This is a genomic window from uncultured Pseudomonas sp., assembly GCF_913774235.1.
Taxonomy (GTDB): Bacteria; Pseudomonadota; Gammaproteobacteria; order Pseudomonadales; family Pseudomonadaceae; genus Chryseomonas.
The window spans coordinates 31,464-56,812 of record NZ_CAJYDW010000004.1; the positions used below are offsets into that span (position 1 = coordinate 31,464).

The 25,349-nt window shown below is 68.6% G+C and carries 22 protein-coding genes; 10 read left to right on the top strand and 12 right to left on the bottom strand.

Going from position 1 to position 25,349, the window contains the following annotated elements; translation table 11 throughout:
- On the bottom strand, positions 1-3,096 hold the full coding sequence (locus tag QZ471_RS02305; protein WP_295460707.1) for a response regulator: 3,096 nt from the start codon (positions 3,094-3,096) through the stop codon (positions 1-3).
- 597 nt (positions 3,097-3,693) lie between these two features.
- Between QZ471_RS02305 and QZ471_RS02315 the strand changes: the two genes are divergently transcribed.
- The 3 genes from QZ471_RS02315 to QZ471_RS02325 all read left to right on the top strand — a co-directional run bounded on the left by QZ471_RS02315 (position 3,694) and on the right by QZ471_RS02325 (position 6,836).
- Positions 3,694-5,166, top strand: coding sequence for an iron-containing redox enzyme family protein (locus QZ471_RS02315; RefSeq protein ID WP_295460708.1), 1,473 nt, complete (start codon positions 3,694-3,696; stop codon positions 5,164-5,166).
- A 70-nt stretch (positions 5,167-5,236) separates the two neighbouring features.
- Positions 5,237-6,199, top strand: a complete 963-nt coding sequence (locus tag QZ471_RS02320) for a class I SAM-dependent methyltransferase (protein WP_295460736.1) — start codon at positions 5,237-5,239, stop codon at positions 6,197-6,199.
- Positions 6,200-6,257: 58 nt separating this feature from the next.
- Complete coding sequence (locus QZ471_RS02325; RefSeq protein WP_295460709.1) at positions 6,258-6,836, top strand: glutathione S-transferase N-terminal domain-containing protein; 579 nt, start codon at positions 6,258-6,260, stop codon at positions 6,834-6,836.
- A 37-nt stretch (positions 6,837-6,873) separates the two neighbouring features.
- Here QZ471_RS02325 and QZ471_RS02330 read toward each other — a convergent pair whose 3' ends face one another.
- From QZ471_RS02330 to QZ471_RS02355, 6 genes are read right to left on the bottom strand one after another with little or no spacing between them, the layout of a single operon-like run.
- A complete protein-coding gene (locus tag QZ471_RS02330; protein WP_295460710.1) occupies positions 6,874-7,938 on the bottom strand; it encodes a 2,3-butanediol dehydrogenase in 1,065 nt (354 codons plus the stop codon).
- A gap of 12 nt (positions 7,939-7,950) precedes the next feature.
- A complete protein-coding gene (locus QZ471_RS02335) occupies positions 7,951-9,072 on the bottom strand; it encodes an acetoin dehydrogenase dihydrolipoyllysine-residue acetyltransferase subunit (protein WP_295460711.1) in 1,122 nt (373 codons plus the stop codon).
- On the bottom strand, positions 9,069-10,088 hold the full coding sequence (locus QZ471_RS02340) for an alpha-ketoacid dehydrogenase subunit beta (protein ID WP_295460712.1): 1,020 nt from the start codon (positions 10,086-10,088) through the stop codon (positions 9,069-9,071). Before QZ471_RS02340 ends, QZ471_RS02335 begins: the two co-directional genes overlap by 4 nt.
- A gap of 25 nt (positions 10,089-10,113) precedes the next feature.
- Complete coding sequence (locus QZ471_RS02345) at positions 10,114-11,091, bottom strand: thiamine pyrophosphate-dependent dehydrogenase E1 component subunit alpha (RefSeq protein ID WP_042133856.1); 978 nt, start codon at positions 11,089-11,091, stop codon at positions 10,114-10,116.
- 1 nt (position 11,092) lies between these two features.
- Positions 11,093-12,142 carry an NAD(+)/NADH kinase gene (locus tag QZ471_RS02350; protein ID WP_295460713.1) on the bottom strand — a complete coding sequence of 350 codons (1,050 nt, stop codon included), beginning with the start codon at positions 12,140-12,142 and terminating at the stop codon, positions 11,093-11,095.
- A gap of 10 nt (positions 12,143-12,152) precedes the next feature.
- Positions 12,153-12,935 carry an SDR family NAD(P)-dependent oxidoreductase gene (locus QZ471_RS02355; protein WP_295460714.1) on the bottom strand — a complete coding sequence of 261 codons (783 nt, stop codon included), beginning with the start codon at positions 12,933-12,935 and terminating at the stop codon, positions 12,153-12,155.
- Positions 12,936-13,236: 301 nt separating this feature from the next.
- Here QZ471_RS02355 and QZ471_RS02360 point away from each other — a divergent pair, with 301 nt between their 5' ends.
- On the top strand, positions 13,237-15,114 hold the full coding sequence (locus QZ471_RS02360) for a sigma-54-dependent Fis family transcriptional regulator (protein ID WP_295460715.1): 1,878 nt from the start codon (positions 13,237-13,239) through the stop codon (positions 15,112-15,114).
- Between the two features lie 161 nt (positions 15,115-15,275).
- Here QZ471_RS02360 and QZ471_RS02365 read toward each other — a convergent pair whose 3' ends face one another.
- A complete protein-coding gene (locus QZ471_RS02365; protein ID WP_295460716.1) occupies positions 15,276-15,734 on the bottom strand; it encodes a hypothetical protein in 459 nt (152 codons plus the stop codon).
- 205 nt (positions 15,735-15,939) lie between these two features.
- Here QZ471_RS02365 and QZ471_RS02370 point away from each other — a divergent pair, with 205 nt between their 5' ends.
- Positions 15,940-16,221, top strand: coding sequence for a hypothetical protein (locus QZ471_RS02370; protein ID WP_295460717.1), 282 nt, complete (start codon positions 15,940-15,942; stop codon positions 16,219-16,221).
- Between the two features lie 9 nt (positions 16,222-16,230).
- On the opposite strand, the gene QZ471_RS02375 is transcribed toward QZ471_RS02370, so the two are convergent.
- The 3 genes from QZ471_RS02375 to QZ471_RS02385 are packed head-to-tail and all read right to left on the bottom strand — an operon-like array spanning position 16,231 to position 19,205.
- Positions 16,231-16,545 (bottom strand): hypothetical protein, encoded by a 315-nt coding sequence (locus QZ471_RS02375; protein WP_295460718.1) that lies wholly within the window; start codon positions 16,543-16,545, stop codon positions 16,231-16,233.
- A complete protein-coding gene (locus tag QZ471_RS02380) occupies positions 16,542-17,894 on the bottom strand; it encodes an acyclic terpene utilization AtuA family protein (RefSeq protein WP_295460719.1) in 1,353 nt (450 codons plus the stop codon). Before QZ471_RS02380 ends, QZ471_RS02375 begins: the two co-directional genes overlap by 4 nt.
- Positions 17,895-19,205 carry a citrate:proton symporter gene (locus QZ471_RS02385; protein WP_295460720.1) on the bottom strand — a complete coding sequence of 437 codons (1,311 nt, stop codon included), beginning with the start codon at positions 19,203-19,205 and terminating at the stop codon, positions 17,895-17,897.
- 128 nt (positions 19,206-19,333) lie between these two features.
- On the opposite strand from QZ471_RS02385, the gene QZ471_RS02390 reads away from it, so the two are divergent.
- Positions 19,334-20,215, top strand: coding sequence for a LysR family transcriptional regulator (locus QZ471_RS02390; protein ID WP_295460721.1), 882 nt, complete (start codon positions 19,334-19,336; stop codon positions 20,213-20,215).
- On the opposite strand, the gene QZ471_RS02395 is transcribed toward QZ471_RS02390, so the two are convergent.
- Complete coding sequence (locus tag QZ471_RS02395) at positions 20,212-21,123, bottom strand: LysR substrate-binding domain-containing protein (protein ID WP_295460722.1); 912 nt, start codon at positions 21,121-21,123, stop codon at positions 20,212-20,214. The two genes, QZ471_RS02390 and QZ471_RS02395, sit on opposite strands and share 4 nt — an antisense overlap.
- Positions 21,124-21,317: 194 nt before the next feature.
- Here QZ471_RS02395 and QZ471_RS02400 point away from each other — a divergent pair, with 194 nt between their 5' ends.
- The 4 genes from QZ471_RS02400 to QZ471_RS02415 all read left to right on the top strand — a co-directional run bounded on the left by QZ471_RS02400 (position 21,318) and on the right by QZ471_RS02415 (position 25,301).
- A complete protein-coding gene (locus QZ471_RS02400; protein WP_295460737.1) occupies positions 21,318-22,067 on the top strand; it encodes an SDR family NAD(P)-dependent oxidoreductase in 750 nt (249 codons plus the stop codon).
- Positions 22,068-22,144: 77 nt separating this feature from the next.
- Entirely contained in the window at positions 22,145-23,443 is a 1,299-nt protein-coding gene (locus tag QZ471_RS02405) for an MFS transporter (protein ID WP_077172714.1), read from the top strand.
- Between the two features lie 14 nt (positions 23,444-23,457).
- Positions 23,458-24,306 carry a transketolase gene (locus QZ471_RS02410; RefSeq protein ID WP_295460723.1) on the top strand — a complete coding sequence of 283 codons (849 nt, stop codon included), beginning with the start codon at positions 23,458-23,460 and terminating at the stop codon, positions 24,304-24,306.
- Positions 24,306-25,301 carry a transketolase family protein gene (locus QZ471_RS02415; protein ID WP_295460724.1) on the top strand — a complete coding sequence of 332 codons (996 nt, stop codon included), beginning with the start codon at positions 24,306-24,308 and terminating at the stop codon, positions 25,299-25,301. Before QZ471_RS02410 ends, QZ471_RS02415 begins: the two co-directional genes overlap by 1 nt.
- Positions 25,302-25,349 lie beyond the last annotated feature (48 nt).

Genomic DNA, 25,349 nt, shown 5'->3' on the forward strand with positions numbered 1-25,349 from the left:
TCAGGAGCCGACCAGGGCATACAGAGTCTGCATGTCGGCGGGCTTGGTCAGATGATGATCGAAGCCGGCCGCCAGGGCCTCGGCCTGGTCCTTGGCCTGGCCCCAGCCGGTCATGGCGATCAGCTTCACCGTCTGGCCCGGCACGGTCGCGCGAATCGCCCGGGCCAGTTGATAGCCGGTCAGGCCCGGCATGCCGATGTCGGAGATGACGATGTCGGCGCCATAGCCCTGGAAGGCGTCCAGGGCCTGTTGGCCGTCATAGGCGACCCGGACCTGATGGCCGTCCAGCTCCAGTAGTTCGGCGATGGTATCGGCGATATCCGGGTTATCGTCGGCGACCAGGATGCGTCGCTTGGCGGCCAGGGGGGCAGCCGCCGCGGGCACCCCTGGCTCGGTCGCTGGCGGCGCGACGGTGATCGGCAGAATCACGGTGAAACGGCTCCCCAGACCCAGTCCGGCGCTTTCCGCGCGGATGTCGCCGCCTTGCAGTCGCGCCAGTTCACGGGAGAGCGCCAGGCCGATGCCCAGTCCCGCCGAGCGTTCCGCCTGGCGCGGATCAAGCTGACCGAACATCTGGAACAGCGCATCCAGGCGGTCCGGAGCGATGCCGCTGCCGTTGTCGGCGATGTCCACCTGCACCTCGTCGTCCGCCTGCCGCACGCCCAGGCTGATCCGGCCACCCACCGGCGTATAGCGGGAGGCGTTGCTCAGCAAATTGAGGAAGATCTGCTCCAGGCGGAGCGGGTCGGCATACAGCCAGACCGGCGTGGCGGGCAGGCGCAGGTCGAACGTCTGCTGCTTCTCCTGCATCAGTACCTGCACCGCATCGGCGGCCGCGTCGAGCACGGACTGCAGGGTGACGAAGGCGTGGTGCAGGATGATCCGGCCAAAGGTGATGCGCGAGATATCCAGCAGGTCGTTGAGCAGCGCGCCCATGCGTTCGACTTGCCGCTCGATGGTCTGGCAACTGCGTTGCTGCTGCTCGGGCGAGACGGTCGGCGCGGCGATCAGCGCCGCCGCATGGCGAATGGGAGCCAGGGGATTGCGCAGTTCGTGGGCCAGGACGGCGAGGAACTCGTCCTTTTGCCGATCGGTGTCGCGCAACACCTCTTCCTGGCACTTGCGCTCGCTGATGTCGAGGAACCAGACGGCCAGGTTGCCATCGAAGGGCGTCGCGTTGATCTGTAGCCAGCGACGGGTTCCTTCGGCATCCGGGCCCTGTAACTCCGCCGACCAGGCGGCTTCGCTGCCGCTGTGCTCCTGGCAGAGCTGGAGCAGACGAGGGCCGGCCCAATCCAGCCTCACCGTCGCCTCGGGCGCAAGGTCGACCGCCAGGCCCAGCGTGAGGGTGCCGATGGGGTTGAGATAGTCCCAGACGAAGGTGCCTTCGGCCTCGGGCACGGCGATGCCAAAGCACACCAGCGAACTTTCCAGGGCCACGCGCAGGCGCCGCTGCGAGCGCAGGGCCGCTTCCTGGATGCGGGCACGGTCGATCACCAGCACGGCCTTCGAAGCGCAGAGATCGGCTAGGCGCTGCTCTCGCGCCGTGGGCTCGCGCGGTTCCGGCAACTGAATCGTCAAGGCGCCGAGAGTGCCGTGCAGGGCGCTATGCAGGGGCACGGCATGCAGGGCGGCGAAGCCTTCGCCGCGACCGATGGCGGCCAGCGCGGCGAAAGCCGGCGTGGTTTCAAGGTCACGAATCACGACCCGGCGCTGGGTGCGGATAGCGATGTCGCAGGCGCTTTCCGCAGGGGTCAGGGCGGCCAGTCGCGCCCTGGTCCGGGCAGAAAGGCCTGCGGCGAAATACAGCTGCGGCCGTTGCTCGTCGGCCAGCAGCGACACGCAGCCGAAGGGGGTCTGGTGGAAGCGGCAGAGCACCTCGAGGATCGTCTCCAGCTGTTGCGGCAAGGAGGGTAGCTGCAGCAGGCGATGGTTGAGCTGTTGCAGGATTTCCAGGTCGGCTACCTGCAGTTCGAGCGCCTCCTGGCTCTGCTGCAGTTCCCGCAGGTAGTCGTCGCGCTGCTCTTCGGTCAGGCGGCGGGCATCGGCGGCGGCCAGTAGCGCCTGGCCCACCTGCTGGATTTCCAGGACATCACTGTCCGGCAGGACCGGTGTCCGTCGCTGGCCGAGCGCCAGCGCCGCCTCTTGCAGTGCCTGGACCGGACGGCTGATGCGCCGCGACAGCAGCAGGGCGACCGTCCAGGCGAAGACCACCGAGAGGATCAGGCCGCCGCCATAGAGCGCGAAGGAACGGGTGGCCGCCGCCGAGACCTCGGTGGTGGGAATGCCCGTGGTGACCGTCCAGCCGGAGTCGGGCAGGCGCACGAAGGCCGTGTAGACGTCCCGGCCTTCGAGAGTCCGGGCTACGCCGATACCTTCGTCGCCGGGTTGCGCGAGGATCTTCGCCAAACCCGGCAGGGCCGCTTGGCCCAGGGTTTCCGCGTGCAGCGCGGTGCGGGCGATCCGCAGGCCGTGGCGGTCGAACACGGAGCCGACCCAGTGCTCAGGCAGGGCGCGGGTCAGGCGCGCCGCACGGATACTGTCCGGGGTCATCACGGCGGTGAGCACGAAGCCCACCTGGCCGTTGCGCAGTACCGGTACCCGTACCGGAAAGGCCAGCAGGCCGGTAGGTCCCTGGGCCAGCTGCCCGACCACTGGCCGGCGCTGGGCGATCACCTCGGCGAAACTCGCCGGTTCGGCCAGGGGACCGCCCGGCGCCTGCCCCTGGGTGGACATCCGTCGCACGATCTGCCCATCGGGCGTGGCGAGCAAGATCGTCCGCCAACCCGGTACCAGCGGTAGGACCCGCCCGACCAGGGTGGCGAAATCGTCCAGGTTCCCGGCCAGCAGCAAGGGCGACTGGGCGAGCGCCTGCAGGATGGTCACGGCGCGGCGCAATTCGCTTTCGATGGTGGTGGCCGCCTGGCGGCTGGACTCCAGCGCTCGTTGTTCGGCTTCGTGTTGCTGATGATGCACCAGCAGCCAAAGGCCCAGCCCGGCGACCAGGGCCAGGGGAACGATCCCGGCGAAGGCGATCGCCAGCAGGCGGTTGCGCAGAGGGATCAGGCGCGCGGGGGTAGCGGTCGACGGCGACATGTCGGCTTCAATGGCGGAAAGGTGGGATTCTAGCCTGAGACCGAAGGGTAGTTCGTCGAAAAACGTAGCCTTCGCGAGAGCGGTAAATACCCCTGGAGCCCGCGCCCGCTCTAGGTTGCGACTGTAAACGAAGCGCCCGTTCATCGGCGATGAATGGGCGGTTCAACGCCACTTTGGAAGGCGCCATGCAGGCCAGGCAGCGCAGTCGCGACGACGCGAACGCCACCCTGAAGATCACCCGCGACCCCGGGACGGTGCTGGCGGGGATCGCTCGATCACCGAGATCAACTTCCTCATCGACATCGCTGCGGAGGAACAGGGGCAGGTCGCCCGTTCGATGGATCTCAACCTGGTGAGCCTTCGCGACCTATCGATCCAGATCTCCGCCGGTGCCCATCAGAGCACCGCGGCGGCCCACGAGGTGTCGCGCCTGGCGGCAGTTCCCGGTTTCGGCCGCCGACGAGTGGTACCTCCGGGAGTCCCTCGGCGTTGACGTCCGCAAGCGGGACGGTCCCGGTGGGCGCGGGCGCCAGGGTGGAACCAAGCCCGGTCCGCTGGGCCGAACGCTGTGATCATCAGCTGCCAGATGTGCCCCTTATGCAGACCACTACAAGAGCCGTTACCGGCCAGTACCAGGCGCCCACGCCCGTCACCTTCGAGCCTGCCAAGTCGCTCTACGCCGAGTTGCTGGTACCTCAGCCCAGCGCCGCCGCACGGGAGCGGGCAGGCCACTACCTCGCCGATCAGTTGCAGCTCGTGAGTCCTCTCGCGGCCGATCTGCCGGAAGACCCCGAGAGCCTGGAAGCCTGGATGCTGGAGAACACCGCCCGGGTCGGCGCCCAGTACCGCGACTACCTGGCCGCGCGCAAGGCCGGTGCCCCGCGGCGTTACTTCGGCAGCAAGGCCCAGGCGCTGTATTTTCTGCGGGGCGTCGCACCCACCAAGCTGGTGGATGGTGCCTGGCTCTATGGCACGCTCGCCCACTGGGACGACCTGCGCTATCGCGCGGCCATCCAGATCTACCTGGAAGAGCTGGGCGATGGCCAGCCGGACAAGAACCACGTGGTGCTCTATCGCAAGCTGCTGGCTAACCACGGCTGCGAGGACTTGTCGCCACTGAGCGACGATCACTATGTGCAGGGTGCCATCCAGCTGGCGCTGGCCCACCACGCTGATCGCTACCTGCCCGAGGTGCTCGGCTTCAATCTGGGTTACGAGCAACTGCCGCTGCACCTGTTGATCACGGCCTACGAACTCAACGAGCTGGGCATCGACCCCTACTACTTCACCCTGCACGTAACGGTGGATAACGCCGGCACCGGCCATGCGCGCAAGGCGCTGCAGGCGGTACACGACGCCATGCCGGCCGACGGCCGCGCAGCCTTCTATCGGCGAGTGGTGCAGGGTTACTTGCTCAACGAACTCGGTGCCAGCACTACATCGGTGATCGAAAGCTTCGATCTGGAGCAGGCGGTGATCGAGGTGCTGGCGGAAAAGAGCAGCGTCGGCCGCTACGTGCACTCCGATTACTGCCGGATTGGCGGGCGCAGCGTCAGCGACTGGCTAGGCGATCCGGCGCAGATCCCCGACTTCCTCCAAGTGATGCAGGAGCAGGGCTGGATCAAGCGTCACCAAGACCCCACCAACAGCCGCTTCTGGCGCCTGATACAGGGCGAGCGCGCGGAGATGTTCGGCGTTTTCACCGCCTATGAGCAGCAGCTGATCCATGACTGGATCGCCGGTGACTTCATCCATAGCGGCGCCAAGCAGCGCGCCGCTGCCGAGCGCGTCGCGGTAGTGCCGCGCCGCGAGATCAGCTTTCGTGCCCGCCAGCGGCAGCAGGAACGGCTGTGTCCGGCGCTGGCGACGGAGCAGGGCATGGCGGCCAACGCCGCGAGCGCCCAGGCGAGTGACTGCGATAGGGACGAGGCGGCCCTGGAGCAACGCCTGGCCAGCCAGCCCAGTCGCGCTGCGGCCATGGCCCTGCTGGTCGAGCAGCTGTCGCCAGCCCGTCACCACAGCCGCGCCGGCCTGCTGGCGACGCGGCTGTTCGTGGACCTGCTCGGCTAAGACCCAATACAGGACCCGTGAGGGTCCTTTTTCATTTCGATTGCCATTCAAGGATCTGCCCGTGACGGCCATGGAACATCCCGAACGTACCGCTGCCACCCCCGATCCCGCCGCGGCGCTGAAACTGCTGATCGAAACGCTGCGTGCAGCGGACTATCAGTTCATCACCCCGACCCCCGCGTCTCATGCGCGGGTCAACGCCCGTCCCGGCAATGCCTGGGCGCGGGACCTGCAAGGGATCTTCGGCTGGAGTCGGCCGTTCTCTGGCGAGCTGCTGCCGGAAGCCCTCATCGAGGCCCTGGCGGCGGCCGAGCTGCTGACCCCTGTGCCCGGCGGCTGGCGCAGCCGGGTGCGGGTATCCAGTCTGGCTGACCAGCTGTTCGTGCATTCCGCCTATCCTACCGACGAGGCCGATGCGGTGTTCTTCGGCCCCGACACCTACCGCTATGCCAACGCCCTGGAAGCCCAGCTGCGCCATGACACCGGCGCCATCCGCCGGGCGGTGGACATCGGCAGCGGCGCCGGCCCCGGCGCCATCCTGGTCGCCCTGGCGCGGCCCGACGCCGAGGTGCTGGCGGTGGACATCAACGAGCGCGCCCTGGCCCTGACCCGGATCAACGCCGAGCTGGCCGGGGCCAGCAACGTCAAGGCGCGCTATAGCAATCTGCTGCACGACGTGGACGGCGACTTCGATTTCATCCTCTCCAACCCGCCTTATCTGGTCGACCCGGGCGAGCGCGCCTATCGCCATGGCGGCGGTCCCCTGGGCGCCGGGCTGTCGCTGGCCATCCTCGATACCGCGCTGGAGCGCCTGGCACCGGGCGGCACCCTGTTGCTTTACACCGGGGTGGCCATGGTCGAGGGGCGCGATCCCTTTCTGGCGGAGGTCCAGACGCGCCTGGCCGATAGCACCTTCGCCTGGCGCTATCGTGAGCTGGACCCGGACGTCTTTGGCGAAGAGCTGGAGGCGGGCGTCTACGCCCATACCGACCGGATCGCGGCGGTCATGCTGACGGTGACACGGCCGGCCTGACCGCAGGCTAAACTGGCGGGCGGAATGCTTCCGCCCCGTTCGTGCCCAGGAGTCCGCCATGCAATTGCTGCTGAACCAGACCTCGCCCTATGCCCGCGCCGTGCGCGTCACCGCCCTGGAAGCCGGTTTCGGCGAACGCCTGGAGCTGGTATGGAGCGACCCCTGGAACGAGGACGCGCGACTGCTGGCGGCCAACCCGGCGAACAAGGTGCCCGTGTTGATCACCGACGAGGGCATCGCCCTCAGCGAAACCCTGCTGATTTGCCTCCATTTGCACCAGTTGGCGGGTGGCGGCGCGCTGACACCCGCGCAGTTGCAACTGGCCGGCCTCGGTCAGGGCCTGATCGACGCCACCTTCGCTACCGTGATCGGGCGCAAATATGGCGGCGTCGCCCAGGATGAAAGCGTGCTCGGCGCACGGCGCCTGGCAGCCATCGAGCGATTGCTGACGCGCCTAGAAGAAACCGCCGCGCTGGACGCCGAAGACCTCGACTTCGGCCATTACCTGGCGGCCGTCGGCCTGGACTATCTGAGCTTCCGCCTGCCGGAGATCGACTGGTCCGCTCGTGTGCGACTGGTGGCCTTCCACCGGCGCCTCGTGGCGCGTCCCAGCTTTAGCGCGACGACCTTCCAGTAAGACGGAAAACCCACGCGGCGGGCCGCGTGGGAAAGCCCTACAGCTCGATCAGGATCTTCAGTTGGGTCCCGCCCTTGTCGAGCAGCGCCTCGAAGCCCTGTTCCACCACCTCGTCCAGGGCGATATGGCGGGTGACGACCTTCTCCGCCGGTAGCTGCCCGCTGGCGATGAGCGCGGCTACCTGGGGCCACATCAGCGTCGAATAGCACCAGGAGCCGCGCAGGTCGACGTCCTTGTAGGTCAGGGTGAAGCCGTCCAGCGCCGGCGGCTTGCCCTGCATCCCCACCTGCACCACCACGCCCTGGCGGCGCACCGCTTCCAGGCACAGCCCCAGCGGGGCCTCGGCGCCGACGCATTCGAAGGCCACGTCCACGCCGACGCCACCGGCGGTGTGGGCGCGCACCTCGCGTAGCACATCGGTGCTGCCGGGATTGAGGGTGATAAGGCCGTCCACCAGGCGATGGGCCATTTCCAGGCGGTTGTCGTTGAGATCCACCAGGAAGATGCGGGTCGCCCCGGCGGCGCGGGCGGCCAGCACCTGCAACTGGCCGATGGGTCCGGCACCGGCCACCAGCACGCTGTCGCCGGGTTTCACTCCGCCCCTGTGGGTGGCGTAGACGGTGACCGCCGTGGGCTCGATCAGCGCCGCGTGTTCGGTGCTGAGGTGGTCCGGCATGGGGATGGCGTTGTAGTCCTCCACCAGGGAGTATTCGGCCATGCCGCCCCAAGGATGCGACAGGCCGATGATCGCCAGCTGCTCGCTGAGCTGGTACTGGCCGCGGCGGCCGTAATAGTCGTCCCGCGGCGAGACCATGGGCTGGATGGACACCCGGTCACCGGGTTTCACCGCGGTCACCTGGCTGCCCACGGCTTCCACCACGCCCGAATACTCGTGGCCGAGGATCTGGGGCACCTGGCCGCCGGTGTAGCTGTGCGGCGCGGTGGGAATGAAGATCGGCCCGCCTAGGTATTCGTGCAGGTCGGTGCCGCAGATGCCGCAGAACTGGTTTTTCACCAGCACCTGGGTAGGGCCCGGCGCGCCGGGCGGCGGAATGTCTTCCACCCGGATATCGCGGGCGGCATGGAAACGAGCAGCTTTCATGATGAGACTCCTCTAGCGTTGGCAGCGGGGCAGAAAGGCCTGGATCAGGGCATTGACCCGGTCGGCGGCTTCCATCTGCACCATATGGCCCTGGCCCTCCAGGATCTCGACCTGGACGGCCGCGGGCAGGCCATCGGCATGCTGGACCGGAATGATGGCGTCGGCCTTGCCCCAGATCAGCAGCGCTGGCATCTCGCCGCCCAGTACCTGGCGCAGCACCTGGGCCTGCTGGCCGTTGGGGAAGAGGTTGCCTGCCAGCTGGTGCAGCGCCTGATCCACGCCTTCCAGGCGCTTGTACTTGAGCAGGTCCTCCAGCAGTGGCCGGGTGACCAGGCCGGGATCGCTGAACAGCAGACTGACCGGCCCCTTGAGCTGGTTGCGGCTGGTTGCGGCGACGAAGCCTTGCAGATAGTCGCCGTTGATCTCCGCACCCAGGCCGGCGCTGCCGATCAGCACCAGGCCGGCGACCCGCTGCGGCGCCACCTGCGCCAGATGCAAGGCCACGGCGCCGCCCATGGAATGGCCGACCAGCACGGCGCGGGGGATGTCCAGATGATCCAGCAGGCCGAGCACCGCGGCGCCCAGCTCGGCAAGGTCGCCCGTGGCCAGGGTCTTGCCGGACTGCCCATGGCCGGGCAGGTCCAGGGCGATCACCCGGCGCTCGGCGGCCAGGGCCTCGTGGTTGAACAGCCAGTTGTCCAGATCGCCGGAGAAACCATGGATCAGCACCAGCGGCAGGCCGCCTTCACCGCGTTCCAGATAGCGCAGCGGCCGGCCATCGAGTTCGATGCGCTGGGCCTGGGGACCGGCCTCGGCGGCGTCTTCGCCACCGGGTACGAAGGCTTCCTGGAAGCGGGCGATCACGGCGTCGATCTCGGCCTCGCTGGCGTCGCCTTCCACCACGATGGCCAGCAGGGCGCCCACTGCCAGGGTCTCGTCCTCTTGTGCCAGGCAGCGGCGCAGGACGCCGGAGAAGGGCGCCTCGACGCTGCTGCTGATCTTGTCGGTCTCGACGTCGAGCACCTCATCGCCCTTGGCGATGGGGTCGCCCTCGGCCTTGAGCCAGGCGTTGACCCGACCCTCGCTCATGGACAGGCCCCACTTGGGCATGGTCAGGGTATGGATCTGGCTCATGCGGCCTGTCTCCCTTGGGTGATCTTGACCACGGCGCGCTCGATCTTGGCCGCGTCGGGGATATAGAGGTCTTCCAGGGCATCGGAAAAGGGCACCGGAGTGTGCGGCGCGGTCACCAGCTGCACCGGGGCGCGCAGGTCGTCGAAGGCCTGTTCGGCGAGCAGGGCGGCGATGTCGGTGGCTACCGAGCAGCGCGGATTGGCCTCGTCGATGACCACCGCGCGGCCAGTCTTCTCCACGCTTTCCAGGATGCTGTCGCTATCCAGCGGGCTGGTGGTGCGCAGGTCGAGCACCTCGCAGGAGATGCCCTGGCGCGCCAGGTTGGCGGCGGCGTCCATGGCCAGGTGCACCATGCGGCCATAGGTGATGAGGCTGACGTCGTCGCCTTCGCGCAGGAAGCTGGCTTCGCCGAAGGGGATGGCGTAGGACTCCTCCGGCACCTCGCCCTGCATGCCGTAGAGCAGCTTGTGCTCGCAGAAGATCACCGGGTCGTTGTCGCGGATGGCCTGGATCAGCAGCCCCTTGGCGTCATAGGGGGTGGCCGGGCAGACCACCTTGAGCCCGGGGATATGGGTCCACCAGGCCGTCAGCATCTGAGAATGCTGGGCGGCGGCCCGGAGGCCGGCGCCGACCATGGTGCGCAAGACCAGGGGAGTGACCGCCTTGCCGCCGAACATGTAGCGGAATTTGGCTGCCTGGTTGAGTATCTGGTCCAGGCAGCAGCCGGCGAAGTCGACGAACATCAATTCGCACACCGGCCGGGTGCCACGGGCGGCGGCACCCACCGCCGCGCCGACATAGCCGATCTCCGACAGCGGGGTGTCCAGCACCCGCCCGGGGAACTTGTGGTAGAGACCCTTGGTGACCCCGAGCACGCCGCCCCAGGCGTCCTGTTCGCCGGGCGCGCCGGCGCCTCCGGCGTTGTCCTCGCCCATGAGGAAGACGGTGGGATCGCGGCGCATCTCCTGTTCCAGGGCTTCGTTGATGGCTTGCTGGTAGCTGATCTTTCTGGCCATGGTGGCGCTCCTTGTTGTTTTCCGATCAGGCGTAGGTGACGTAGACGTCGGTGAGCAGGTCTTCCGGGCCGGGCTTGGGATCGGCCTTGGCCTTGCGCACGGCGTCCTCGATGAGCTGTTCCACTTCCTGGTCGATGCTGTCGAGCAGGGCGGGTTGCAGCTGGCCGGAGCGCGTCACCCGCTCGCGGAATTGCATGAGGCAGTCACGCTGCTCGCGGGCCTGCTTGACCTCGTTGGGATCGCGATAGGTCTGGGCGTCGCCCTCGAAGTGGCCGAAGTAGCGGGTGAACTTCACTTCGATCAGCGAGGGGCCTTCGCCGGCTCGGGCGCGGGCCACGGCGGCCGCAGCGGCTTCATGGACGGCGAAGAAGTCGAAGCCGTCCACCGTCACCCCGGGCATGCCGAAGCCGGCGGCGCGGTCGGCGATGTGATCGCAGGCCACCGACCAGTTGGAGGCGGTGGCCTCGGCATAGCCGTTGTTCTCGGCGACGAAGATGCAGGGGAGATTCCACACCGACGCCAGGTTCATGGCCTCGAACACCGCGCCCTCGTTGGAGCCGCCATCGCCGAAGAAGGCCACGGCCACGGCGTCGCTGCCCTTGAGCTTGGCCGCCAGGGCGGCACCGGCGGCCAGGGGCGCGCCAGCCCCGACGATGCCGTTGGCGCCGAGCATGCCCTTTTCCAGGTCGGCGATGTGCATGGAGCCGCCCTTGCCCTGGCAGACCCCGGTCTTCTTGCCGTAGATCTCGGCCATCATGCCGTAGACGTCCACGCCCTTGGCGATGCAGTGGCCGTGGCCGCGGTGGGTGGAGGCGATGCTGTCCTCGTGGCCCAGGTGGGCCATGACGCCGGCGGCCGAGGCCTCTTCGCCGGCATAGAGGTGGACGAAGCCGGGGATCTCGCCGGTGGCGAATTCCACGTGCAGCCGCTCCTCGAAGGCGCGGATGGTGCGCATCACCCGGTAGGCATGGCTCAATTGGTCGACGCTTGGGGTCTCGCTCATCTTATTGTTCTCCAGGATTGCCGAGGGGCGACGCGGGCCGGCGGTGGACCAGCAGGCGCTGCCGCGCCGCCAGCTCCAGCACCCGCTCCACGTCGATGCTCAGGGGGCCGTCGAGGTCGAGCGTCACCTGGGGACGCGCCTCGGGCCCGAATTCGATTTCCCGCTCGCCATCCAGCGCCAGGGTGCCGGCCGCCAGCGCCAGGGTGCGCGGCTCGCCCGGCAGCAGCATGCCGCTGGCGGCGATACCGGCCTGGGCCAGCACGCCGGGGGCGAGGGGCACTGTGAGTTGCGCCGGGGCCTCCGGCTCCAGCCGAACCCAGCCGCCATGGGGGGCACTGCGCGCGACGGGGTGCCAGAGACCGCAGAGCGCCGAGAGGCCGATGGCCCAGGGCTCGGCGAAGGTAGTGAAGACCTCGGCCAGGTCCTCCACCTGGGTCACTGCCCGGGCGCCGAGATAGGCCTGGCGACAGACCGCCACGTCCACCAGCGCCCAGTCGCGCAGGCCGCGCTCAGGCACCTCGACGCGCAGCCGCTTGTTGCGCCGTAGCGCCAGGGCCGGATCGACCCGGCCGCTGGCCACCAGGCCGCCGGCCAGGCCCGCGCTGGTGGCCTCGCGCAATTCGGGAAAGGCGTTATTGGTGCCGGTGGACAGGGTCAGCAGCGGCAGATCGCCCACCTCGGCGGCCACCGCCTTGTGGGTGCCGTCGCCGCCGAGCACGGCGATCACCGCCGCCCCTTGGCCGAGCAGGGCGCGTGCAGCGCGGCGGGTATCGTCGACGGTCTGGGTCAGCGGCAGGTCGAGAAAGACCAGCTCCGGCCAGCGCTGCTCGCGGGCCTGGCGACTGCCACTGGCCTTGAGCACGGCAGCGGCGATGCCGGTCATGTCCGGTGGCAGCAATACCCGTTCCACCCCGGTGGCACCAAAGGCGGCCAAGAGGCGCATCACCACCCCGGCCTTGTCGGTGCTGGAAGTGAGGGCGGCGTTACCGGTCAGGCGGCGCAGGTCGCGCCCCGAGGCGGGATTGGGCAGGATGCCGACGGTCACGGGCATGGCGACTCTCCTAGAGCGAAAAGCCGCCGTCCACGGCGATGGCCTGGCCGGTGACGTGGGGCGCCTGGGCCAGGTAGACCACCAACTGGCCCATGTCGGCTTCGGTCTGGGCCTCGCCCTGGGGCAGCAGGGTGGCCTGGTGGCGGGCCCAGGACTGTTCCTCGCTTTCCCCCGGCTGGCGCCAGCGCCCGGACAGGCCGTCTTCGCCGCGCCACATGCCGGTACCGACGATGCCGGGGCAGAGGGCGTTGACGGTGATGCCCTCGCGCGCGACCTCCTTGGCCAGGGCATTGCTGAAGCCGATCACGGCGAACTTGGAGGCGCTGTAGTGGGCGAGATCGGGAAAGCCGACCTTGCCGGCGATGGAGGCGGTGTTGACGATACGGCCGAAGCCTTGGGGGCGCATGACCTCCAGTTCGGCCTTGCAGCAGAGAAAGACGCCCTTGGCGTTGATGTCCAGGACCTGGTCCCAGGTCGCCTCGTCCAGTTCGCGCACCGAGGCGATGCTGATGACGCCAGCGTTGTTCACCGCGATGTCCAGGCGACCCCAGTCGCTCTGGCAGCGCTGCACCATGGCCTGGACGCTGGCGGCATCGCGCACGTCCACGGCAATGGCCAGGGCGCGTCGCCCGATGGCCGCCACGGCGGCGGCGCCCCCTTGCGCCAGTTCCAGGGTCAGGTCGGCCACGGCGACATCGGCGCCGGCCTCGGCCAGGGCAGTGACGATGCCGAGGCCGATGCCACGTCCGCCGCCCGTCACCAGGGCGGTCTTGCCAAGCAGGGGTGCGCTCATGGGTCTGGCCCTCTTGTCGTTGTCGTGGGAGCGTCGCAGAGCCCTGAGCAAGGCCGGTGCCAGCTCGGCCTGAAATGCCTGCAGGCCAGGCCCAGCGTGGGTTTCGGGGGGTGGCTGAGGTCTTCCTCGGCGCCTTCGCGGGAGTCACGACGTCTCAGGACGGCGGCCGGCCGGCGAGACCGTGAGACGATTCGTCTCAACCGGCGACGGACTTGAAGCCAGGGCCGGTGGGGCGCTAAATGGAGGGCAGAACAATGACCGGCCTTCCATGCCATGACCGGACCTCAGGGAGAGACGCCCCATGTTGTCTACCCAGGCCAGATACCACGCTCGCGCCGTCGACCAGGCGCTGCGTGCACCTTTGCGCAGCGCCAGCCCGCCTGGGCGCATCCTCGCGTCCTGGCGGCGTTCCTTCGAGCAGCACCATCTCGATCCGGGCTGCCTGCAAGGCCCACGCATCCTCTCGCGCTATGAACTGCGCCAGCACCAGCAGGCCGCCGAGGACTTCCTGCGCGTGGCCGATGGCGAACTGGGTGCCCTGCATGCGCGGGTCGAGGCGGCCGACTACTGCGTGCTGCTGGCCGACGCCCAGGGCCAGACCCTCGACTATCGGGTAAGCGAGCGTCTCGGCGACGACTGCCGCCGCGCGGGCCTCTACCTGGGCACCTGCTGGTCCGAGCAGGAGGAGGGCACCTGTGGCGTGGCCGCGGTGCTCACCGACCAGGCGCCGGTCACGGTGCACAAGGCCGATCACTTCCGCGCGGCCTTCGCCCACCTCACCTGCACCGCCGCCCCGGTGTTCGCCCCGAATGGCGAGTTGCTCGGGGTACTGGATGTCTCGGCGCCGCGCTCGCCGGACGACCGCCGCAGCCAGCTGCTGATCCAGCAATTCACCCGCGACAGCGCCCAGCGCATCGAGAACGCCTATTTCATGCACAGCGCCCGCGGCGACTGGGTACTCTGCGGCCACGCTCAGGCCAGCTACCTGGATACCCAGCCGGAGTTCCTGCTGGCCTGGGATCAGAGCGGCCGCCTGACCGGCTTGAATCGCCCGGCCCGGCAACTCTGCCTGAGCCAGCTCGGCTATCTTCCACAGCGGCTCGACGAGCTGTTCGGCCGCGCTGCCGCCGCGCGGCTCGGCGAGGATGACGGCGAACCCCTGCGCCTGGGCGAGACGAGCTTCCATGCCCGGGTACGGGCGCCGCGCCAGTGCCCGACGACGATCATCCCCCTGGTACGGACGGCTACCGAGCCCGAGCAGGAGCCGCGCGTCACCCGCGCCCTGGAAACCGCCCAGCGTCTGTATCGCCATGGCCTGCCGATCCTGGTCACCGGCGAAACCGGCACCGGCAAGGAGGTGTTCGCCCGCACCCTGCACCAGGGCGGCGATCGCGCGGCCAGGCCCTTCGTCGCTCTCAACTGTGCAGCCCTGCCGGAGAGCCTGATCGAGAGCGAACTCTTCGGCCATGCCCCCGGTGCCTTCACCGGCGCCCAGCGCCAGGGACGCGATGGCCTGATCGTGGCGGCCGATGGTGGCACCCTGTTCCTCGACGAGATCGGCGACATGCCCCTGCTCCTGCAGACCCGTCTGTTGCGGGTGCTGGCCGAAGGCGAAGTATTGCCGGTGGGCAGCGCCCAGCCGCGGCGGGTGGACGTGCGGCTGGTCTGCGCCACCCACCGGGATCTCGACGCCAGGGTCGCGGCTGGACTGTTTCGCGAAGACCTGCTCTATCGGCTCAATGGCGCCGTCTTCGGCTTGCCGCCGCTACGCGAGCGGGCCGACCGCCTGGCCTTGGCGCAGCGGCTGCTGGCGGAGGAAAGCGGCGACCGCCCTGCGCCGGAACTGGCGCCCCAGGTGCAGGAGGCCATCCTCGCCTATGACTGGCCAGGCAACGTGCGGGAGCTGCGCAATGCGCTACGTTATGCCTGTGCCCTCTGCGACGGCGGTCTCATTACCCTCGACCACCTGCCGGCCAGCGTGCAGAGGGGTTCGCCGCAGACCCTGGAGCCCAGCCCATCGGTCGACAGTCCCGAGCGCCGGGCCATCCTCGCGGCCCTGGTCCGCCATCGCTGGAAGGCCATCCCTGCCGCGCGAGCGCTGGGTATCTCCCGGGCGACGCTCTATCGGCGGCTCAAGCTGCACGGCATCGCCATGCCGCATCGGCAGCCCGAGGCCTGAGGTCTGCCGCAGTAGGGTGCATCGAGCGCTTCACGACGGCAGCTCTACGGCGGATGGAGATCGACCGGCATCCGCCCAAGGCGGCTGCTTCGGGCAATCTGCAGGGCCCGATCAGGCCGAGCGGGGCGAACTTCTGCGGTACGGCAGAACCAGCCAAAGGCTCAATGACGGGGCCTAGCCCTGTCCAGGCTGCCGAACTCGGGGCTCACGATGAGCAGGGAGGCAAGATCGCCATGGCCGCGCAGGGTGGCTGCAAGGCCCAGGGCGAGCGTTTTTCCGGTGCACAGCAGCACCGTCGGGGCCATTTCCTCCAGCAAGGCCGCCAGCTCAGGCCAGACCGCCGAACCAAGTTCCAGTCTGGGCAGCAGCGGCAGTCCCTCTGCCAGCATGACCTGGGCATGGCCGTACATGTCGGCATTGGTGAGCCTGGCGTCCTGCTCCGGCCCCGACACCAGCAGGATGCGGCGATGACCGAGCGTGAGCAGGTGGCGGGTGGCCCGCGCTATGCGCTGGCCGCGGCCCCGGGCCGCCAGGCAGCGGACGGCTTCGGCGCTGGGGCTCAGGTGTCGCAAGGGGGCGGGTAGGGCGCTGAACAGGTGGACGGCGGGGCGGGTATCCATCGAGTGGCCTCTGCCGCGGCGTTGGGCGGTCAAGAGGTCCAGCGTGCCAGCGGTCGATGGCAGCTTCGTGACACCGTCTAGCGACAGCTACCAGCCGGCGCTCCCGGACATCCCTCGGCAGGTGAAAGGCCCCATACAGAGGCTTGCGTTCCCCAGCGCGACGGCTAGCCTGAAAAGGTGACGTTCCTTCGTCGGGAGCCTGCGCATGGACAGATTGCACGAACGTTTGGCCAAACTCGATCCGCCCGTCCGCCACCAGTTGGATCGCTGCAGCGACGGCCTCCTGGTTACCCTCATCGAGCCGGATCACAACGCCCGGGTGTCGCGGCTGATCAGGGCCGATGACCTGCACGAGGTCGAGCGGATCAATCTGATCCTGCTGCACGCCATCAACGAATTGCGCCGCAAGGGCGCCCAGGTGCCCCTCGACAAGGACACCGTGCTGGTGACGCGCCTGCCGCGCGATGACGTTCTCTCGGCCAGCTGAGCGCCAGGCTCAGTCCTCCAGCTCCAGATCCAGCAGCGCCGCGCCCAGGCCCTTGCCGTGGGCGTCCAGCGCCAGCGAGCGGGTGACGCCGCCGCGCAGGGCGCCCGGCAGCACGAAGTTCAGCGCGCCCAGGGCGGGCAATTCGTAGCGGCGCACGGGCGCGGCGTCGGTGGGGCGGCTGTCGGCGAACCAGGCGGCGACCCGTTCCGCGGTGAGCGCCTGGCGCAGGCGCTCGAAGTCTTCGCGGCGATAGGCGATCACCGCCATGTTCGAAATGTCCCCCTTGTCGCCGGTACGGACGTGGGCGATCTCGCGCAGTTTCATGGCAGCGTCTCCAACTCCAGGGTAGGGGTGACGGCCGCACGCGGCCACAGCAGCGAAGCCACGGCGATGACCTCGCGGACCGCCTTGGTGGCGCCGCCACCGCCGGCTGGGCCATTGGTGTAGAGGGTTTCCACCTCGTTGCCGATCTGCACCGCCGCCGCCCGGCTGGCGCAGCGACCGACGACGCGCAGCCGCACCTCCCAGGGTTCGCCGCTGGCGCGCGCGGCCAGGGTCGCGCCGTGCAGGGCGTCGCAGCCGATCAGTTCGCAGCGCAGTTCTTCCACCGGTACGCCGCAGAGTTGCAGGCGTTCGCGCACCACGTCAGCCGCCAGCCGGGCCCGGCCCACGGCGCCAGGGCCGGCATAGGAGATCTGGCCTTCGCCGTGCCAGCCGTCGCGATAACCCACCGAGACCTTGAGCTGCTCGGGGCGCGCCCCGCCCCGGGCACCGCTGACCGCGACCCGGTCGGGCGCGGACTGCTGCAGGGCGACACCGGAAAAGTCGGCGGTGACGTCCGGCGTCAGATAGGCCGCCGGATCGTGGACCTCATAGAGCAGCTGTTCGGTGCAGGTCGCCGGGGTCACGCAACCGCCGGAGCCGGCCACCTTGGTGATCGTGGCATGGCCATCGGCGTCGACCTCGGCCAGGGGAAAGCCCAGGCGCGCAAGGTCAGGCACGTCCTTGTAGCCGGGATCGGCGAAGTAGCCGCCGGTGACCTGGCCAGCGCATTCCAGCAGGTGGCCGACCAGGGTGCCGCGTCCACGCCGCTCCCAGTCATCCGCCGCCCAGCCGAATTCATGTACCAGGGGCGCCAGGAACAGCGAGGGATCGGCCACCCGCCCGGTGACGATGACATCGGCGTCCGCTGCCAGTGCCTGGACGATGCCTTCCACCCCCAGGTAGGCATTGGCCGAGATCACCCGATCGCCCAGCTCGGCCAGGGTCTGGCCGTTGTCCAGCCGGGCGTCGGCGGGCAACTGCGCCAGCACGTCGTCGCCAGCCACGGCAGCGATCTTCAGCCCGGCTACGCCTAGCTCCCGCGCCAGGGCCGCGACCTTGCGCGCCGCGGCGGAGGGATGGGCGGCGCCCATGTTGGTGATCACCCGCAGGCGCGGTCGGCCGGCCTGGCGCAGCAGCGGCAGGATGCGGCGCATCCTGGCTTCCAGCAGCGGATCGAAACCGGCCTCGGGATCGGCCAGCCGCGCCTGTTGCGCCAGGGCGATGGTACGTTCGGCCAGGCATTCGAAGACCAGGTAGTCGAGCCGGCCGTGCTCGGCCAGCTCCACGGCGGGTTCGATGCGATCGCCGGAATAGCCGGCGCCGCAGCCGATGCGAAGAAGACGGCTCATCTAGAAGACTCCCAGGAGCAGGGCGGTCAGGGTCATCAGCACCGAGGCCGCGAACAGGAAGGGGATTGTGAAGCGTTGGTGATCGGCCAGGTCCAGCTTGCACAGGCCTACCAGCAGGAAGGTCGCCGGGGTCAGGGGGCTGACCGGGAAACCGGTGGTGTGCACCCCGAGCAGCGAGGCCTGAGCCACCTGCACCGGATCGACGCCGAGGTTGCGGCCGACCTCGGCGATCACCGGCATGACGCCGAAGTAGAAGGAATCCGGATCGAACAGCAGGCTCAGCGGCATGGACAGGAAGCCCACCACCGCCGGGATCAGCTGGCCATGTCCGGCCGGGATGCCGGCCACCGCCACCTGGGCCATGGCCTTGAGCATGCCGCTGCCCTGCATGATGCCGGTGAAGACGCCAGCGGCGAACAGGATGCTGGCCATGGTCAGGGCGGTCTTGGCGTGGGCGTCGATGCGCGCCTTCTGGGCGTCCACCGAGGGGTAGTTCAGGCAGAGCGCGGCCACGGTGCCGAGCATGAACATCACCACCGGATCGACCCAGCCGGCGATCATCACGCCCATCACCACCAGGGTCAGCAGCAGGTTGATCCAGAAGCGCTGCGGACGACGCAGGGCGCGCTCGGCCTCGCTGAGCACCCGCTCCGGCGCGGCGCCGGCACCACCGTCCGCCAGCCAGGGCGCCTGGCCGGCCAGGGTCAGGCGCTTTTCTTCACGACGACCGAGCCACCAGGCACTGGCGAAGACGAAGGCCAGGCCCACCAGTTGCACCGGGATCAGCGGCTGGAAGAGGTCGGCCACCGGTACGTGCAGCGCGGCGGACGAGCGCAGCACCGGCCCGGTCCAGGGCAGGAAGTTGACCCCGGCGGCCATGGCGGCCACGCAGGCGAGGATGCGCCGGTCCAGGCCCAGGCGGGTGTAGAGCGGCAGCATGGCCGGGATGGTCACCAGGAAGGTCACCGCGCCGGAGCCGTCCAGGTGCACCAGCAGGGCGAGCAGGGCGCTGCCGCAGACGATGCGCGTCGGCCGGGTGCCGACGGTGCGCAGGATACGGTCGATGATGGGATCGAGCATCCCGGCGTCGGTCATGATGCCGAAGAACAGGATGGCGAAGACGAACATGCCGATCACCGGGGCGACGCCCTTGATGCCGGCGATGATGAAGGCGCTGGTGCCCAGGCCGAAGCCACCGATCAGCGCCGCGGCGATGGGGATGACGATCAGGGCGACCAGGGGCGAGACGCGTTTGCTCATGACCGCGACGAGCAACGCGAGAATGGTGACGACACCGAGCAGGGCGAGCATGGCGGACTCCTTGGACCGTGGCGCGGCAGGCGGGCGCACGGGAGGTTTTGTTGTTGTGGGTCCAGTATTCGAAGACGTCCGAGGTCCTGTAAATTGGAATCTTCCGAAGCAGCGTTCAGAAAAACAAAATGAAGAATCTGCTCCAGCATGTGCAGGCCTTTCTCGCCGTGGCCCGCCAGGGCTCCTTCGCCCGGGCGGCGGAGGAATTGCACCTGTCACCCCCGGCGCTCACCGTGCAGATCCAGCAACTCGAAGCCTGGCTGGAGGTGCAGCTGCTGGAGCGCACCCCGCGGCGGGTCCAGCTGACCACTGCCGGGGAAGAACTGCGCGGCCCCCTGGAGCGCATCCTGGTGGACCTGGGCGATGTCCAGACCCACGCCCGGGACCTGGCCGGCCTGCGCCGCGGGCGGATCACCCTGGCGGCCCTGCCGTCGTTTTTCATGGGGCCCTTTCCCGAATTGCTGAAGACCTTCCAGGCCCGTCATCCGGCCATCGAGGTGCTCCTGCAGGACGTGGTGGCCGGCCGGGTCGAGGCGCTGGTCAGGGAAGGGCAGGTGGACCTGGGCATCGGCGTCCGCCCGCGGGCCGTGGGTCTAGACTTCCAGCCGCTGTATGTCGATCACCTGCAGCTGTTCGTCCCCCGCGACCATCCCTGGGCGGCCCGCACCCAGATCACCCTGGGCGAACTCGACGCCGTGCCCCTGCTGCTCACCGGGCGTGACAGCAGCGTGCGCGAGTGCCTGGACTTCGCCTTCGCCGCGGCTGGTCTGCGCCTGGTGGCGGCCCTGGAGGCCAACTACATGAGCACCCTGCTGGCCTTGGTGGCAGCCGGTCAGGGCCTGGCCCTGCTGCCGGAATCGGCCGGTGGCGAGGCCCCGGTGGTGGCCCTGCCGGTCCGCGGCGAGAGCCTGGCCCGGCCGGTGGGCATCCTGACGCCCACCGGCCGCAGCCTGACCCCGGCGGCCCAGGCATTCGTCGCCTTGCTTCGGGAGCGGCTGCAGGCAGGCTAGTACTCGAAGGGCTGGCCCAGCTCCTGTTGCAGCCAGTCGAGAAAGCGGCGTACCCGGGCGTAGCGCGAGTGCGCCCGGGGAAACACCAGGTGGTGAGCGGCCACCGGCAGGTCGTCATCCTGGGGCAGTACCCGTACCAGATCGCCCCGGACCAGATAGTCCGCCGCCAGTACCGTGCTCTCCAGGGCGAAGCCCAGGCCATGGCGAGCGGCTTCCAGGGTCATGTAGGAGCGATCGAAACTCAGGGTGTAGGGTCGCTCCGGCAGCGCCAGGCCCTGCTGGGCGAACCAGTTGGGCCACTTCATCAGGGTGGCCTCGGATAGGATCAGCTCGCTGTGCAGCAGATCCGCCGGCGATTGGACCGGACGTTTTTCCAGCAACTGCGGCGCGGCCAGGACCGCCAGGCGTTCGCGCTGCAGGGTGCGGATCTCCAGGTTCGGCCAGTTGGGCAGGCCGTGGCGGATGTCTATGTCGACCTTGTCGCGGCTGAAATGCAGGGATTCGTAGGAACAGGAAAGATTGATCTGCAGGTCGGGATGACTCTGGCGGAACTGTTCCAGCCGTGGCATCAGCCAGAGCAGGCCGAAGCTCGGCGCTGAGTGCAGGCGCAGGCATTCCAGGCCGGCATCGCTGGCCGCGCGATCCGTGGCCATGGCCAGCCGATGCAGCACCTCGCTGACCTCTTCCAGGTATTGCTCCCCGGCAGGGGTCAGGGTCATGCCGCGGGCACCGCGGACGAAGAGGGCACGCCCCACCAGGGCTTCCAGCTTGGCCAACTGATGGCTGACCGCCGATGGCGTCAGCGCCAGTTGCTCGGCGGCCCGGGCGACGTTGGCGAAGCGGGCGGTCTGCTCGAAGGCTTGAAGGGCCTTCAGGGGTGGCAGGGAAAGCGTCTTGCCGGAATCCATGGGGCGCAGCTCCTGTGGCCAGTTCGAGTCTGATTGTCGAGAGACCTGGCCCGGCTGCCAAGCCGCAGGCATGAATTTAATTCAGCACGGTCTGACGCAGGCTGCGTTGCTGGGGGCCTGGGGCAGGGGCACTCTGGTCCTCAGCGACAGCCCTCCACAACAACAAGAAGGATAGCGTCATGCCCCTTAATTCCCTGCTGCTGCAAGACAAGATCGCCCTCGTCACCGGCGCCGCCTCCGCGCGCGGCATCGGTCGGGCCACGGCCCAGGCCTTCGCCGCCCAGGGCGCGCGGGTCATCATCCTCGACCTCGATGCCAGCGCGGCGCGGGATGCCGCTGCCAGCCTCGGCGAAGGTCACCTGGGCCTGGCGGCCAACGTGGCCGACGAAGCCCAGGTCAGGGCCGCGGTCGACCAGGCGCTCGCCCACTACGGTCGCCTCGATGTGCTGGTCAACAATGCCGGCATCACCCAGCCGGTAAAGACCCTGGAAATCGGCCGCGCCGACTACGACCGCATCCTCGACGTCAACCTGCGCGGCACCCTGCTGATGTCCCAGGCGGTGATCCCGGCCATGCGCGAGCAGGGCGGTGGCAGCATCGTCTGCCTGTCCTCGGTGTCCGCCCAGCGCGGCGGCGGCATCTTTGGCGGTCCGCACTACAGTGCCGCCAAGGCCGGGGTGTTGGGCCTGACCAAGGCCATGGCGCGGGAATTCGGGCCGGACGGCATCCGCGTGAATGCCCTGACCCCCGGTCTGATCCAGACCGATATCACCGGCGGGCTGATGCACGATGAGCGCCGCCAGTCGATCATCGACGGCATCCCGCTGGGTCGTCTCGGCGAGCCCAGGGACGTGGCCAATGCCGCGCTGTTCCTGGCCAGCGATCTCTCCAGCTACCTGACCGGCGTCACCCTGGACGTCAACGGCGGCATGCTGATCCACTGATCGTCCCTCGTTCTCAACGCTCTGCATCGACAAGGGCGCCCGCGGCTGCGGCGCCCATAACAACAAGAGATCAGACCATGACTACGCTCACCCTGGCAGCGGCCACCTCGGCGCGCGCCAACGCCTATCGCAAGACCGCCTGGCGGCTGATGCCCTTCCTGATGCTGTGCTACTTCTGCGCCTATCTGGACCGGGTCAACGTCGGCTTCGCCAAGCTGCAGATGATGAACGACCTGGCCCTGAGCGAAGCCGTTTATGGCCTCGGCGCCGGCATGTTCTTCATCGGCTATTTCCTTTGCGAGGTACCCAGCAACATCATCCTGCACAAGGTCGGCGCCCGCCGCTGGATCGCCCGCATCATGATCACCTGGGGCATCCTTTCCGGGATGTTCGCCTTCGTCGAGACGGCCTGGCAGTTCTACCTGCTGCGCTTCCTGCTCGGCGTGGCCGAGGCCGGCCTGGCGCCGGGCCTGCTGCTCTATCTCACCTATTGGTTTCCTTCCTACCGCCGCGCCCGCATGACGGTGCTCTGGTTCGTCGCCATTCCGCTGTCGGGGATGATCGGCGGGCCACTGTCGGGCTGGATCATGAATCAGTTCGCCGGCGTCCACGGCTGGGCCGGCTGGCAGTGGATGTTCGTCATCGAAGCCATCCCCACGGTAGTGGTGGGGCTGATGGTGCTCGGCTATCTCAAGGACGGCGTGCACCAGGCAACCTGGCTGGACGACGAGGAAAAGGCGCTGATCCAGAAGGAACTGGCCGAGGACAACCAGCACAAGACCGAGCACGCCAGCGTGCGTGACTTCATCCGTGATCGCCGGCTGTGGCTGCTGGCCGCCATCTACTTCTGCGTGGTCATGGGCCAGTACGCCATCACCTTCTGGCTGCCGACCCTGGTGCGCAATTCGGGGGTGGCCGATCCACTACACATCGGCCTGCTCACCAGCCTGCCCTATATGTGTGCCATCGTCGCCATGCTGCTGGCCGGGCGCAGCGGCGACCGGCACCGCGAGCGCCGCTGGCACCTGGTGATTCCCATGCTGCTGGGTGCTTGTGGCCTCAGCCTCGCGGCGGTCTTCGGCCACAACGTCACCCTGTCGATCCTCAGCCTGTGCTTGGCCGCGGCCGGCATCCTGTCGGCGTCCTCGCTGTTCTGGATGCTGCCCACCACGCTGCTGGGCGGGGTCACCGCCGCTGCCGGCATCGCCGCGGTGAACAGCTTCGCCAACCTGGCCGGCTTCTGCTCGCCCTACCTGATCGGCTGGATCACCACCAGCACCGGCTCCAGCGCCATCGGCATGTTTCTCATCACCGGGGTGCTGGTGATCGGCGCCACGCTGGTCCTGCGCATTCCCGCCGCCCTGGTCAATCGCTAATCGAGGTACAGATCATGACCGCTTCTTCGCCACAGCTCGCCACTCTCTCGCTGGCCGAGCGCGCCCACAACATCCGCCGCCATGCCCTGCGCATGGGCCAGATCCAGGGTCAAGGTTATGTCGGCCAGGCCCTGGGCGTCGCCGACGTCCTGGCTGTCGCCTACTTCCATGCCCTGAGCTATCAGCCGCAGGAGCCCGAATGGGAAGGGCGCGACCGTTTCTACCTGTCCATCGGTCACTACGCCATCGCCCTCTATGCCGCGCTGATCGAGGCCAGGATCGTGCCGCAGGAAGAGCTGGAGACCTATGGCTGCGACGACAGCCGCCTGCCCATGTCGGGCATGGCCGCCTACACCCCCGGCATGGAGATCACCGGCGGCTCCCTCGGCCAAGGCCTGGGCATCGCCGTGGGCGCCTGCCTCGGGCTCAAGCGCAAGCAATCGAAATCCTTCGTCTACAACCTGCTGTCCGATGGCGAACTCAACGAGGGTTCAACCTGGGAGGCGGCCATGTCGGCCTCCCACTGGCAGCTGGACAACCTCATCGCCCTGGTGGACGTGAACAACCAGCAGGCCGACGGCCATTGCCGCGAGATCCTGGCGTTCGAGCCCCTGGCCGAGCGCTGGCAGGCCTTCGGCTGGTTCGTCCAACGCGTCGATGGCAACGACCGCGCGGCGCTGGTCGCCGCCTTCGACCGGGCTCGCCAGCACCCCGGCCAGCAGCCCCGGATCATTCTCTGCGATACCCGCATGGGCAAGGGCGTGCCCTTCCTGGAAACTCGCGACAAGACTCACTTCATCCGCGTCGAGGCGCACGAATGGGCCCTGGCCCTCGATGCCCTGGATGCCGGGAGGGACTTCTGATGACTACCACCGCCACCAAGCCACGCCTGACCACCTCGGCGATGATCGCCAGCATCGCCGCCGAAGGCCAGCCGACGCGAGCGGCTCCCTTCGGTCACGCCCTGGCGGCCCTGGCCGAACAGCGCCAGGACATCGTCGGCCTCACCGCGGACCTCGCCAAGTACACCGACCTGCACATCTTCGCCAAGGCCTATCCCGAGCGCTTCTACCAGATGGGCATGGCCGAGCAACTGCTGATGAGCGCCGCCGCCGGTATGGCCCGCGAAGGCTGCGTGCCCTTCGCCACCACCTATGCGGTATTCGCCTCGCGCCGCGCCTACGACTTCATCTGCATGGCCATCGCCGAGGAGAATCTCAACGTCAAGATCGTCTGCGGCCTGCCCGGGTTGACCACCGGCTACGGCCCCAGCCACCAGGCCACCGACGACCTGGCGATCTTTCGCGCCATGCCCAACCTCATGGTGATCGACCCCTGCGATGCCCTGGAGATCGAGCAGGCGGTGCCGGCCATCGCCGCTCACCAGGGTCCGGTCTACATGCGCCTGCTGCGCGGCAACGTGCCCCTGGTACTGGATCGCTACGACTACCGGTTCCAGCTCGGCAAGGCCCAGGTGGTGCGCCCCGGGCGCGACGTGCTGGTGGTGTCCACCGGGCTGATGACCATGCGCGCCCTGGAGGCCGCCGAGGCCTTGGCCGCGGATGGCGTGGACGTCTCGGTGCTGCACGTGCCGACCATCAAGCCGCTGGACGAAGCGACCCTCCTGGCAGAAGCCCGCAAGCCGGGTCGCCTGGTGGTGGCGGCGGAGAATCATTCGCTGATCGGTGGCCTGGGGGAGGCCGTCGCGACCACCCTGCTGCGCAACGGCGTGACGCCCACCTTCCGCCAGATCGCGCTGCCCGACGCCTTCCTCGACGCCGGGGCGCTGCCGACCCTGCACGACCGCTACGGCATCTCCACCAGCGCGGTCTGCCAGCAGATCAAGGGCTGGTTGTAGGGCCGGGAGAGGGCGCCTGGATACCCTCGGGATCGCACCGACGGGGCC